This window comes from Microbacterium sp. CnD16-F (assembly GCF_024124465.1).
Taxonomy (GTDB): domain Bacteria; phylum Actinomycetota; class Actinomycetes; order Actinomycetales; family Microbacteriaceae; genus Microbacterium; species Microbacterium gawkjiense.
The window spans coordinates 1-12,465 of the sequence record NZ_JAMXSA010000069.1; the positions used below are offsets into that span (position 1 = coordinate 1).

The 12,465-nt window shown below is 69.3% G+C and carries 14 protein-coding genes; 6 read left to right on the forward strand and 8 right to left on the reverse strand.

Translation table 11 applies throughout. The features are described 5' to 3' along the window. Positions 1-206 precede the first annotated feature (206 nt). Positions 207-671 (forward strand): very short patch repair endonuclease, encoded by a 465-nt coding sequence (locus NH287_RS13690; protein WP_253036072.1) that lies wholly within the window; start codon positions 207-209, stop codon positions 669-671. 56 nt (positions 672-727) lie between these two features. On the opposite strand, the gene NH287_RS13695 is transcribed toward NH287_RS13690, so the two are convergent. Both NH287_RS13695 and dnaB read right to left on the reverse strand, forming a co-directional pair. Further along, on the reverse strand, positions 728-1,066 hold the full coding sequence (locus NH287_RS13695; protein WP_253036063.1) for a hypothetical protein: 339 nt from the start codon (positions 1,064-1,066) through the stop codon (positions 728-730). A 134-nt stretch (positions 1,067-1,200) separates the two neighbouring features. Further along, the gene (dnaB, locus tag NH287_RS13700; RefSeq protein WP_064002773.1) at positions 1,201-2,571 is read right to left on the reverse strand and encodes a replicative DNA helicase; all 1,371 of its coding nucleotides are present in this window, start codon (positions 2,569-2,571) and stop codon (positions 1,201-1,203) included. Between the two features lie 440 nt (positions 2,572-3,011). Between dnaB and NH287_RS13705 the strand changes: the two genes are divergently transcribed. Both NH287_RS13705 and NH287_RS13710 read left to right on the forward strand, forming a co-directional pair. Next, a complete protein-coding gene (locus tag NH287_RS13705) occupies positions 3,012-4,127 on the forward strand; it encodes a hypothetical protein (protein WP_253036064.1) in 1,116 nt (371 codons plus the stop codon). Positions 4,128-4,224: 97 nt separating this feature from the next. Beyond that, the gene (locus NH287_RS13710; RefSeq protein ID WP_253036065.1) at positions 4,225-6,018 is read left to right on the forward strand and encodes an LPXTG cell wall anchor domain-containing protein; all 1,794 of its coding nucleotides are present in this window, start codon (positions 4,225-4,227) and stop codon (positions 6,016-6,018) included. A gap of 229 nt (positions 6,019-6,247) precedes the next feature. Here NH287_RS13710 and rplI read toward each other — a convergent pair whose 3' ends face one another. The 5 genes from rplI to NH287_RS13735 form a co-directional block, all read right to left on the reverse strand. Further along, positions 6,248-6,700 carry a 50S ribosomal protein L9 gene (gene rplI / locus NH287_RS13715; RefSeq protein ID WP_253036066.1) on the reverse strand — a complete coding sequence of 151 codons (453 nt, stop codon included), beginning with the start codon at positions 6,698-6,700 and terminating at the stop codon, positions 6,248-6,250. Positions 6,701-6,711: 11 nt separating this feature from the next. Beyond that, on the reverse strand, positions 6,712-6,966 hold the full coding sequence (rpsR, locus tag NH287_RS13720) for a 30S ribosomal protein S18 (protein ID WP_005054609.1): 255 nt from the start codon (positions 6,964-6,966) through the stop codon (positions 6,712-6,714). 53 nt (positions 6,967-7,019) lie between these two features. Then, positions 7,020-7,541, reverse strand: a complete 522-nt coding sequence (locus tag NH287_RS13725) for a single-stranded DNA-binding protein (RefSeq protein ID WP_064002776.1) — start codon at positions 7,539-7,541, stop codon at positions 7,020-7,022. Between the two features lie 5 nt (positions 7,542-7,546). Then, positions 7,547-7,912, reverse strand: a complete 366-nt coding sequence (gene rpsF / locus NH287_RS13730) for a 30S ribosomal protein S6 (protein ID WP_269454691.1) — start codon at positions 7,910-7,912, stop codon at positions 7,547-7,549. Between the two features lie 112 nt (positions 7,913-8,024). Further along, the gene (locus NH287_RS13735) at positions 8,025-8,972 is read right to left on the reverse strand and encodes a YafY family protein (protein WP_253036067.1); all 948 of its coding nucleotides are present in this window, start codon (positions 8,970-8,972) and stop codon (positions 8,025-8,027) included. A 90-nt stretch (positions 8,973-9,062) separates the two neighbouring features. Here NH287_RS13735 and NH287_RS13740 point away from each other — a divergent pair, with 90 nt between their 5' ends. The 3 genes from NH287_RS13740 to NH287_RS13750 all read left to right on the forward strand — a co-directional run bounded on the left by NH287_RS13740 (position 9,063) and on the right by NH287_RS13750 (position 11,705). Continuing rightward, a complete protein-coding gene (locus NH287_RS13740; protein ID WP_253036068.1) occupies positions 9,063-9,518 on the forward strand; it encodes a VOC family protein in 456 nt (151 codons plus the stop codon). 91 nt (positions 9,519-9,609) lie between these two features. Next, positions 9,610-10,590: a hypothetical protein gene (locus NH287_RS13745; protein WP_253036069.1), complete on the forward strand. Its 981-nt coding sequence runs from the start codon at positions 9,610-9,612 to the stop codon at positions 10,588-10,590. Next, positions 10,587-11,705, forward strand: coding sequence for a hypothetical protein (locus NH287_RS13750; protein ID WP_253036070.1), 1,119 nt, complete (start codon positions 10,587-10,589; stop codon positions 11,703-11,705). The genes NH287_RS13745 and NH287_RS13750 overlap by 4 nt, the downstream gene beginning before the upstream one ends. An 88-nt stretch (positions 11,706-11,793) precedes the next feature. Here NH287_RS13750 and NH287_RS13755 read toward each other — a convergent pair. Then, positions 11,794-12,465 (reverse strand): SDR family oxidoreductase (locus tag NH287_RS13755; RefSeq protein WP_253036071.1); only part of this gene is annotated, 672 nt, incomplete at its 5' end.

Consider the following 12,465-nt stretch of genomic DNA (forward strand, 5'->3'; position numbering starts at 1 on the left):
CCACTCCTGGGCTGTACTCCGACACCGTGAGTGAGCTCGTCGCGAGCATCTGCAATCACAACGAAAACTAGCCCCCACATCCCTGAAGGATCACGAAACGGTTACACCACTCCACGGGACTTGACCCTCCCGGACGATCGGCTCGCTCAAGGGAAACCATAGCTTTGGTGTTCGACAGCGCCCGACGACCGGGTTACGTTGCTGGAATGTCGTGGGCGAGTAACGATGGGACGCGGCGGTCCATGCGAGGCAACCGACGCCGAGACACGGCGCCCGAGCTGGCGGTACGCCGCCTTCTGCACGCAGCGGGGTTACGGTACCGGGTTGATTTCGCCCCGCTCGGCGGGCGGCGGAGGGCGGACATCGTTTTCCCACGGCGTCGAGTTGCAGTATTCATCGACGGCTGCTTCTGGCACGGCTGTCCGCGGCATGCGACAGTTCCCAAAAGCAATACCGATTACTGGATACCCAAACTCGAACGAAACGTCGAGCGGGATCGTGAAACAGACTCACTGCTGATCGAAGCGGGATGGTGTGTCCTCCGCTACTGGGAGCACGAAGAATCGTCAGCGATCGCTGCCGCGGTGGCTGCCGCTGTTCACCGCTCTGATCACCGCCAACCGGCGCCACAGAATCCGGCAGAGAAGCGACCGCCGCCGAGCGACTCGTAGCGGTTCTGGAGCTGGCGAAATACCTTTAAAAGTCGACCGCTGACGGCCGCTGGAGGTCAACTCTGATCCCAGGCTTCCACCACGTACCAGGCCTGTTCGGGGAGTGCCGAGATCGCCGTATTCGCAGCCCCCGCGAAGTTGGCTTTGATATCCGCACCGCGGGCGTAGAACAGATACGGGTATCCGCCGTTCTGCAGCAGTTGCGCCCGCCCGTCATCGACGGCGTCGAGCAACTGATCGACCCAAGTCCGGAACGGGACGCGAGCTACGCGACGGGAAACGATCGTCTTGAGGTATCCCCCTCGCTTCTCATACGGCAATCGGGCGATGCGCATGACCTCCTGCTCGCCCACGCCAGGGCGGAGTTCGAGCACATCCGCGTCGTAACCGAGCATCGATAGGCCTCCGCTCCCTCACCACGAACATATCGACGTTGGGTGAGCGGCCGCATAACGACTTGAAATGTCCAGATAGACACATGGTGGACATTTCTACTGCGAAATGGACAACTCCAAAAAAAACCTACACCTCAGTCCATCCCGACGGCCATGTCGGTGAAGCGCGAGAAGTGTCCCTGGAAGGCGACGACGACGGTGTCGGTCGGGCCGTTACGGTGCTTCGCGACGATGAGGTCGGCTTCGCCGGCGCGGGGGCTGTCCTTCTCGTAGGCGGCCTCGCGGTGCAGGAGGATCACCATGTCGGCATCCTGCTCGATCGAGCCCGACTCACGCAGGTCGCTGATCGCGGGCTTCTTGTCGGCACGCTGCTCGGGACCACGGTTCAGCTGCGACAGGGCGATGACCGGGACCTGCAGCTCCTTCGCGAGGAGCTTCAGCGCACGCGAGAACTCCGAGACCTCCTGCTGACGCGACTCGACGCGCTTACCGCTCGTCATGAGCTGCAGGTAGTCGATGACGACCATCTCGAGCCCGACGCGCTGCTTGAGCTTGCGGCACTTCGCGCGGATCTCGACGAGCGTCATGTTCGGGCTGTCGTCGATGTAGAGGGGCGCGTCGTTGATGCGGCCGCGGGTCGAGGCGATCGTCGTCCAGTCGCGGCTGTCGAGCATGCCCTTGCGCATGCTCTGCAGCGGCACCGAGCCCTCGGCGCTCATGAGGCGCATCGCGATCTCGCTGCGCCCCATCTCGAGCGAGAAGAACACGGTCGGGCGGTTGTGCTTGATGGCGGCGGCGCGGGCGAAGTCGAGCGCGAGCGTCGACTTACCCATCGCGGGACGCGCCGCGACGACGATCATCTGTCCGCCGTGCAGACCGTTGGTGAGCTGGTCGAGCCCGGCGAACCCGGTTGGGATGCCGGTCATCTGACCGTCGCGACCGCGAGCAGCCTCGATCTCCTCGACGGCGGCGTCGACGGCCACCTGCAGGGGGACGTAGTCCTCGGACTGTTCGGCACCGGTGACCGAGTAGATCTCGGCCTGGGCGTTGTTGACGAGGTCGAGCGCCTCGCCCTGCCCGTTGTAGCCCATCTGCACGATGCGGGTGCCGGCCTCGACGAGCCGACGCAGCAGCGCCCGCTCGCGGACGATCGACGCGTAGTAGGCGGCGTTGGCCGCCGTCGGGACGATGGACGTCAGCGAGTGCAGGTAGTCCGCCCCGCCGGCACGCTGCAGATCGCCTGTTTTGATGAGCTCGTCGGTGACCGCGACGACGTCGGTCGGCTCGCCGTGCGAGTAGAGGGAGAGGACGGCCTCGAAGATCAGCTCGTGCTTCGGGACGTAGAAGTCGGTTCCGCGGAGCGCCTCGATGACGTCGGCGACCGCGTCACCCGAGAGCAGCATTCCGCCGAGGGTGCTCTGCTCCGCGAGCATGTCGTGCGGCGGAGTCCGCTCGGGGCCGCGAGAGCCGCCGATTCGGTCGTCCGACAGATCCGCGATCGACATCCATGCCCCTCTTCCGGGCCCGCTGGAAGGCCCTCGCACACGCTAGGGAGGGGCTCCGACACACGCAAACCAGCCTGTGGATAACTGTGTGGAGAACGTGCGGGAAACGCCGACCACCCTGTGCAGAGTGCCTGTGGAGAACCTGCGGAAACACATCGTTCCACATCACCGAATGTCGCTTTGATCTGGGCTTGTGCTTCCCACAGGCTGTGGATGGATAACCGACCTCAAGTGGCGCTTGAAGGTTCAGCGTTATCCCCACCCCATGTGCAGAATCGCCCGTTTGTCAAATGAGAAAGTCGGGCCTTCCCGGCGGTCTTCCCGCACACTCGAAACCTCTTGCCAAACTCATAGGAACGGCGTACTTTATGGGGTCCAGGCACCCCGCAGACGCGGCCTTCTCGGCATGCGTCCCGATGTTTCCATTGTGGAGGTGACCTGTGCACACGACGCTACGCGCGTTCACCCGCCTCGGTCTCCTCTGTGCGATCGGGCTCGGAATCGCCGTGATCTGGGCCGCGATCGTCACCGTCCTGGTCGCATCGGATGCTCGCGCGTCCGACCGCACGGACGAGGGACTCCTCAGCGGGGTGACCAAGATCGTCGTAGACGTCACCGAGCCTGTCGTCGACAAGGTGGTGACCCCCGTCGCGGAGAAGGTCGCGAAGCCCGTGACCGAGAAGGCGGGCAAGCCGATCGCCGAAAAGGTCGTCGCGCCGGTCGTGGAGAGGGTCGCGAAGCCCGTCACGGACAAGGTCGTCAAGCCGGTCACCGACAAGGTCGTCGCGCCCGTCACAGACAAAGTCGTCAAGCCCGTCACCGAGGCTGTGAAGCCCGTCACCGACGTGGTCCTCGAACCCGTCGTCGAGGCGGTGACCCCCGTCACGGACGAGGTCGTCGCCCCCATCGTCGAGGCCGTTGTCCCGCCCATCGTCGACGCGGTCTCCCCGGTGACCGACCCCGTCGTCGACGCGGTCAGCCCGGTGACCGACCCTGTCGTCGACGCCGTCTCGCCTGTGATCCCGCCGATCGTCGAGGTCGTCCCGCCCGTGGTGGATGCCGTGACACCCGACATCGGGCTTCCGAGCCTCCCCGTCGACATGCCCTCCACGGGCCCTGTGCCGGGCCTTCCTGTTCCGGCCGCGCCCACCGTGCCCGTCGTCGAGCCGGGCGTGTCGATGCCGGTCGTCGACGCTCCCACCGGTGCGCTTGTGAACCGGCCCGCGACCGCTCCGGTCGAGGCGTCGTCGGGCCCCCCGACGCAGGTCGCCCAGCTCTTCTCCCGCGCCGTCGCGCAGGCTCCCGCCGACTCCGGCGCGGCTGTCGCGGCTCCGCATCCGCTCGATCTCGCAGGCCCCCCTGCGCCCGCGCCCTCGGCGCCGCTGAGCGAGTCGGGTTCTCTGTCTTCCGCATCCTCCGGAGGGGCTGCCGGGCTGTTCGCCCTGCTCCCGCTCGGGTTCCCCGTCGCGCACCGTGCCTGGGCACGACGGGGTCGCCCGACCGACGAGCAGGGCCTTCCCGCGCCCTTCTTCGACACCGACGTCTCTCCCGACTGACGGGGATCGCGCCGCGCCTTCTCGCGGCATGCATCCGCACGCGCTGCGTGCCGGCGCTCCAGCGCCGATTCCCTGTCGATTTTTGAGGAGAGATGAAATGAACTCCACGTTGTCGCGTGTCCTGCTGGGCACGCTCGTGGCCGGGGGCATCACGCTCTTCGGCGCGGCGGCCGCACAGGCCGCAGAACCGACGACGTCCGGCGAGGACGGGCTGCTTTCGGGCACCCAGGCCCTGCTGAACGTCGACATCCCGATCACCGTCGGCGACACCGCCGTCTCGGTCATCGGCGACTCGTCCAGCTCGTCCGACGACGAGGCCGAGCCGGCTCAGCCGCGCGAGACCTCGTCCGGGTCCACGAGTGGCGCCGGCGGCGCCGCCTCGGGGTCGCAGGCGCTGGTCGACGTCAACGTCCCGATCACGGTGGAGGACACCGCGGTCTCGGTCATCGGTGATAGCACCACCGAGTCGACGGATGCCGCGCCCGCCGCGCCGGCACCCGCACCCGCCGAGCCGGCCGACGCCCCGTCCACCGACGGAACCGACGGCGTCGGCTCGGGCACCCAGGTCGTCGCCCCCATCACGGTCCCCGTGACGGTGGACGACACCGCGGTCTCGGTCGTCGGTGACAGCACCACCGAGTCGACGGATGCCGCCACCCCGGCCGCCCCGGCGCCGAGCGGTTCGACCGCAGCGCCGACCACGGGTGGTTCGGACGGCATCCTCTCGGGCTCGCAGGTGGTCGCGCCGATCACCGTGCCGGTCACCATCAGCGACACGGCGGTCTCGGTCATCGGTGACAGCACGAGCGACAGCACCGACGTCGCCGCGCCCACCGCACCGGCCACCGGAGCCACCGGCGCGCCCTCGACCGACGGCACCGACGGCATCGGCTCCGGCACGCAGGTCGTGGCCCCCATCACGGTCCCCGTGAGCGTGGACGACGCCGCGGTCTCGGTCATCGGTGACAGCACGAGCGAGAGCACGTCGGGTCCGGCCGCGCCGGTCTCGGGCGGCTCGACCGGAGCGCCCACCACGGGCGGTTCGGACGGTATCGGCTCGGGCACCCAGGTCGTCGCGCCCATCACGATCCCCGTGACCGTCGGCGACACCGCGGTCTCGGTCATCGGTGACAGCACGACGGAGGGTACGGATGCCGCGGCCCCCGCAGCGCCCTCATCCGGCACGACCGGCGGCCCGTCCACGGACGGCACCGACGGTGTCGGCTCGGGCACGCAGGTGGTCGCCCCGATCGGCATCCCGGTGACGGTCGACGACACCGCGGTGTCGGTGATCGGCGACAGCTCGGTGATCGGCGGCGGCTCCACCGGGACGCCGGGAACCGGCACGTCGACGGGCCCCGTCACCTCCGGTGAGGGCGGCGTCGGAAGCGGTACGCAGGTCGTGCTGCCCATCGGCATCCCGATCACCATCGGTGACACCGCCGTCTCGGTCATCGGCGACAGCGAGGTGACCGACCCCGGCATCCCGACGGATCCGACCGACCCCACGGACCCCACGGACCCGACCGACCCCACGGACCCCACGGACCCGACGGACCCCACGGACCCGGTCGACCCCACGGATCCCACGGACCCGGTCGACCCCACGGATCCCACGGACCCGGTCGACCCCACGGACCCGGTCGACCCCACCACGCCGGTGAACCCGACGGACCCGACCACGCCGGTCGAGCCCACGGTCCCCGGTGACGGCACGGACGGTCAGATCCCCGGCAGCAGCCTCGCCCCGATGGTCCCCCGGGCCAGCGGTGGCGAGACGCCGCAGGCGCTGGCTCAGACGGGAGGCGTCGCGACCCCGTGGCTGCCCGTGGCCGCGATCACCCTGATCGCCGGGGGTGCGCTGCTCACGCTGCGTCGCCGCACCGTCTGACCGACTCCCCCAGAAGGACGGATGCCACGGGCCCCCACCCGCGGCATCCGTCCACCCCCTCGCGGATGCAAGGGATCCTGCGTGACACGCCGGGTCCCCACCCCCAACACCGGCGTGTCGGCCGAGATCCATTGCATCCGCGAACACGTCGCACGGCCCCGGAAACGACGGATGCCGCGGTCCCGACCCGTGAGGGAAGGGACCGCGGCATCCGAACCGCGCGCCAGGATTACTTGGCGGCGACCACCTGCAGGGTGATCACGGCGGTGAGCTCGTCGCCGAGGCGAACGGTCGCCTCGTGCTCGCCCACGGCCTTGATCGGCGAGGTGATGTGGATCTTGCGCTTGTCGAGGTCGCCCAGACCGGCGGCCTTGACGGCGGCGGCCACGTCGGCGGTCTTGACCGAACCGAACAGGCGGCCCTCAGCGCCGGCCTTGACGGTCAGCTTGACCGTGTTCGACTCGAGCGTGTTCTTGAGCGCCACGGCCTCTTCGTGGTCGTGGATCGCGCGGGACTCGCGAGCGGCGCGGATCGACGCCACCTGCTTCTCGCCACCGCGGGTCCAGGCCACAGCGAAGCCCTGGGGGATGAGGTAGTTGCGGGCGTACCCGTTCTTGACCTCGATGACGTCGCCGGCGCTACCGAGCCCGGCGACCTCGTTCGTGAGAATCAGCTTTGCCATGTCGGTACTCCTTACCGGCCAGCGCCGGCGTAGGGCAGGAGCGCCATTTCACGGGCGTTCTTGATCGCCTTGGCGATCAGACGCTGCTCCTGCACCGAGACTCCGGTGATACGACGGGCGCGGATCTTCCCACGCTCCGAGATGAACTTGCGAAGCGTCGCGACGTCCTTGTAGTCGATGACGCCGACGCGGATCGCCTTCGCGGGAGCAGCGTTCTTCGCGCCCTTCCGCGGCTTGCGGCGATCGCCGGTTGCCTTTCCAGCCATGTGTCTTCCTTAAGAGAGATGGATGCCGCGACCCGCGGCATCCGCAATTCGAATCAGAACGGGGTGTCGTCGCCGTAGCTCGTCCCGGGCGCGCTCCAGGCGTCGGGAGCCGAGGACCCGGGCGTGGCCCAGGGCTCGTCCTGCTGCACCTGCGGACGCGACTGCTGCTGACCGCCGCCGAAGCCGCCGCCACCGTTACCGCCGCCGTTGGAGGCGGCGCGGGTGACCTGAGCCGTGGCGTAGCGGAGCGAGGGGCCGATCTCGTCGACCTCCAGCTCGATCGCCGTGCGGTTGTTGCCTTCGCGGTCCTGGTAGGAGCGCTGCTTCAGGCGGCCGGTCGCGACGACCCGCATGCCCTTGGTGAGCGAGCCTGCGACGTGCTCAGCGAACTCGCGCCAGACCGACGCGCGCATGAACAGCGCTTCGCCGTCCTTCCACTCGTTGGCTTGACGGTCGAAGCTGCGCGGCGTCGATGCGATCGTGAAGTTCGCGACGGGCAGGCCGTTCTGCGTGTAGCGCAGCTCGGGGTCCGCCGTGAGGTTACCCACGACCGTGATGATGGTCTCGCCGGCCATGAGCCTTACGCCTTCGCAGCCTTGCGGGCGGCCTTGGCCTCAGCGCGCTCCTTCTCGGCGGCGACCTGAGCGATCGCCTCCTCGGCGCGGAGGACCTTGGTGCGCATGATCTGCTCGTTCAGCTTGAGCTGACGGTCGAGCTCCTGCGTGGCCTCGCTCGTGGCGGTGAAGTTGACGACGGCGTAGATGCCCTCGGTCTTCTTCTGAATCTCGTAGGCGAGACGGCGCTTGCCCCACACGTCGACGTTGTCGATCGAGCCACCATCAGCGGTGATGACCTTCAGGAACCCGTCGAGCTTGGGAGCAACCTGGCGCTCGTCGACCTCGGGGTCGAGAATCACCATGAGTTCGTACTGGTGGATGTGCGTCACTAACCCACCTCCTTCGGACTAGAACGGATGCCGGGCGTTTCCCGGCATCAGGAGGGTTGATGCACGTGTCCGATGATTCCGCGCATGAGCGCAGACGGACAACCACAACAGTCTAGCGGATGCCCGGCCCCGCCGCGGAATCGCTCAGTCGACGCCCCAGCGCCCCGGCGGCGTCGGCGAGCTCCGGTGGCCCCACCACCTCGAACGGGACGTCGAAGCGCAGCGCCCAGGCGAGCGCTCCCGCCCACGACCAGGATCCGACGCGCACGCGACTGCGGCCGTCGCCGAGGTCCTCGAGCTCCGCGTCGCCGAGGAACGGCACGACCCGCTGCGCGGGCGTCGACAGGATCAGGTCCGCGGTCACGGGCCAGCGATCCTGCTCGTCGGAACCCTTGAACCTCGCCGAGAGATAGGTGCGCGCATCGCCCGTGGGGATCTCGCGCGGCTCGAACGGGACGCCGCCGCCCTGCCGGACCCGCATGCGGTCGAGCCGCAGGATGCGCCAGTCCGCGGCCTCCCCTTCCCACGCGACGACGTACCAGCGCCCGTCGCGCACGACGACGGCGTGCGGCTCGATCGGCCGGGAGCGGCCGTCGTCGCGGTAGTCGATGCGGAGGGTGCGGTGATCGCGGGCCGCGGCGCTCACCGCCGCCACGACCGCCGGCGCCGCCTGCGCGCCCGCCGCGTCCGCCTCGAACCGGATGCCGTCGATGCGGTGGCGCAGGTGCGACGGCAGGACCTGCCGCATCGTGGCGAGAGCCCGGGCCGCGGCATCCGCGATGTCGACTCCGGATGCCGACTGCAACGCGACCGCGATCGCCACCGCCTGCTCGTCGTCGAACAGGAGCGGCGGAAGCTCCTCGCCGGGCGCGAGGCGGTACCCGCCGTACGGACCCTTCGCCGCCGTGATCGCGTAGCCGAGTTCGCGCAGCCGGTCGACGTCGCGTCGCACAGTGCGCACGGTCACCCCGAGGCGATCGGCGAGCTCCTGCCCCGCCCAGTCACGCCGAGACTGCAAAACCGACAGCAGGTTCAACATCCGGTGCGAGGGTGAGGACATGTCCCCATCCTGGTCGAGAAGCGGACAGAAGCTGACCTCTATACAGAGGAGAGTCGCTGCAGGCAGACAACCACTCAGCAAAGGACGATCATGACCCTCACCACCACGACCCACCTCAACTTCCGCGGCACCGCACGCGAGGCCCTCGAGTTCTACGCCCGCGTCTTCGACGGCCAGGCGATGCTGACCACCTACGCCGACCTCGGGATGCCCGCCGACGCACCCGGCGCCGACACGGTCGTCTTCGGCATCCTCGTCGCGGCGGACGGATTCCGCCTCATGGCGTACGACGTCCCGGGGCCCGCCGCCGGCGCCGAGGCGGTTGCGGGGACGACGCACCGCGAGAACGGGATGACGATCACCGACCGCACCTTCTTCGTCTCGCTGCAGGGCGACACCCTCGACGAGGTCTCCGCACGCTGGGACGCCCTCGCCGAGGGCGCGACCGTCATCGAACCGCTCGCCGCGTCGGCATGGAGCGCGGGGTTCGGCATGCTCACCGACCGCTTCGGCGTGACCTGGGTCGTCGACGTGCGCACCGCGTGAGCCGGGTCGCCTGACGACGAACGGGACGGATGCCGGTGCCCCGCCGCATCCGTCCCGCTCCCGGGAGCGGCCGGCCGGTACCGTGGCCGTCATGGAGTGGACCGCGGACGTCTCGGCCGGCGACTGGCTGCGCGAGCGCATCGACGACCCGTGGACCTGGACGATGCACGACGTCGTGCCGCGCGGGTTCGAGGCGTACGCGCGGGTGTTCCACCCCGCATCCGTCACCGAGCTCCCGGGTGAGCGGCTGCCCACTATCGAGGAGTGGAACGCGTCCGACCCGGACGAGACGGCTCGACTGATGGACCGCATGGTGGATCGCCGGCTGACGTGGGGCGAGGCCGCGGGAATCTTCGGCACGGTGTTCCATCCGCTGGCGCAGTGGGCGGCGCTCACCCGGGCGACGAACACCGGCAACACCATCGCGACCTCGGACGGGCGCTGGGTCGACCCGCCGCTAGAAGGTGAGCTGGCCTCCGATCTGCTCGCAGCGCTCGCGTCGATCCTCGCGCAGCACACGACCACGCCGGACGACGGGATCGTCGCGCTCTGGGAGGGTCACGAAGCGCTGCTCGGACACATGGGCGCCGGCCCGTCACGCGCGTTCTTCCAGATGGGCGATCCGGCCGACCCCGTCCTCGCTCACCACAATCAGATGCTCGGCACGAGCGTGAAGGACGCGTGGAACAACGTGTTCCGCAAGGAGAGCTGGCAGGAGGGCATCCTCTCGCGCGAGGTCTCCGAGAGTCCTCGGCTCGAGCTCCCGGGCCGGGGACACGTCCTCTTCCGCGGCGGCGTCAGCGAGCTCGCCCGTCCGGACTGGTTCCTCGACGTGCCCTGGCGCGACCGGCCGGCAGAGGAGCACGGCTTCGAGCCGTCGGCGCTCAGCCCGAGCTTGGTCTGGCCGGCGGATCGTGCGTGGGTGCTCGTCTCCGAGGTCGATTACGACTCGACGGTGATCGCCGGCTCCCGCGAACTGATCGCCGCCCTGCTCGCGGCATCCGGGCTCGAAGCACTCGAGATCGCCGAGGGCGCCGCCCTGACGTCAGACTCCGACGAGGTGAACCGATGAGCACATCGACCTTCGACCCGACCCCGCTCACCCAGCCGGTCGACCGTGCGGCCGTCGCTGCGCATCGGAAGGAGCTGCGGGCCGCCGGACGGCTGCCCTCGGGCGGCGGTGTGTGGGCCATCGTCATCGTCGCCGCGGTGTTCCTCTTCGTCGGCTTCTTCATGGTCAATGTGTTCATCGCGGTGTTCGGCGCGTTCCTCCGCGGGTCGAACGACAACCCGCTCGCGATCGGGTTCGTCGTGGTCGTCGCGGTCTTCGCGATCGGCGTCGTCTCGCTCATCATCCGCGGGTTCAAGGGATCGCACGAGCGGATCTACCGCCTCGACCGCTTCGCGCGGGCGAACGGGCTGACCTGGTACGCCCAGGCATCCGCTCCGCCGCTGCCGGGCATGATCTTCTCGCACGGTCACTCGCGGAAGTCGAGCGACATCCTGCGCGGCGAGCGTCCGCGGTTCGTGGAGTTCGCGAACTACCGCTACACGACCGGGTCGGGCAAGAACCAGACGACCCACCGCTGGGGGTACGTCGCGATCCGGCTGGCGACGCCGCTGCCGCACATCGTGCTCGACGCGACGGGCAACAACGGACTCTTCGGCTCGAACCTGCCGCAGGCGTTCGACAAGGACCAGCGGCTCAGCCTCGAAGGCGACTTCGACGAGCACTTCGCGCTCTACTGCCCGCAGGGGTACGAGCAGGACGCGCTCTACCTCTTCACGCCCGACATCATGGCGCGCTTCATCGACCACGCCGCGCAGCTCGACGTCGAGATCGTGGACGACTGGCTGTTCCTCTACGCGAAGCGCGACCTGTCGACCCTCGACCCGAACACGTGGGCGTGGCTGTTCTCCGCGGTCGGCGCCCTGCTCGACAAGCTCGCCCAGTGGGAGCGCTGGCGCGACGACCGGCTCACGCAGACCGCGGCCGTGCCGGGCGCGACGGCCGACTCGCTGCCGTTCGCCCCGCCGCTCGGCACGCTGCGCCCGCCGCCGGGGGTCGCCGCGCAGGGCCGACGCCTGAAGGGCGGCGTCTCGTGGCCCGCCATCATCATCGGCGGCCTCTTCGTCCTCGGCGTCTTCGCGATGCAGAGCGGCCTGCTCGACGCGATCTTCCGCTGACCCGGCGCGCCGCGCCGCGCCATCCCCCCTTCCCCTGTCACAAACGGCAGCGCCGCGCGGCGTGTTGTGACAGGGGAAGGCCGGGGGGTCAGCGGGCGGACCAGCCGCCGTCCATCGTGTAGCTCGCGCCGCTGACCATGCCGGCATCCGGTCCCGCCAGCCACACCGCGAGGGCGGCGACCTCCTCGGGTTCGACGAGGCGCTTGACCGCGGCCTCGGCGAGCAGCACCTGCGACAGCACCTCGTCCTCGCCGATGCCGTGCAGCTTCGCCTGGTCGGCGATCTGCTTCTCGACCAACGGCGAGCGCACGTACCCGGGGTTGATGCAGTTGCTCGTCACCCCGTGCGCACCGCCCTCGAGGGCGGTCGCCTTCGACAGTCCCTCGAGACCGTGCTTCGCGGCGACGTAGGCCGACTTGTAAGGGGATGCCACGAGTCCGTGCACGCTCGACATGTTCAGGATGCGGCCGAACCCGCGCTCGTACATGGCGGGCAGCGCGGCGCGGATGAGCAGGAACGGCGCCTCGAGCATGAGGCGCATCATGAACGAGAACCGCTCGGGCTCGAACTCCTCGATGGGGCGGACGTGCTGGATGCCGGCGTTGTTCACCAGGATGTCGACGTCCAGCCGCAGGTCGGCGAGGGCCGTCGTGTCGCTCAGGTCCACGGCCCACGCCTCGCCGCCGACGGCGGCAGCGACCCGCTGCGCGCCGTCGGCGTCGACGTCCGCGACCGTCACCCGGGCACCGGCGGCGGCGAG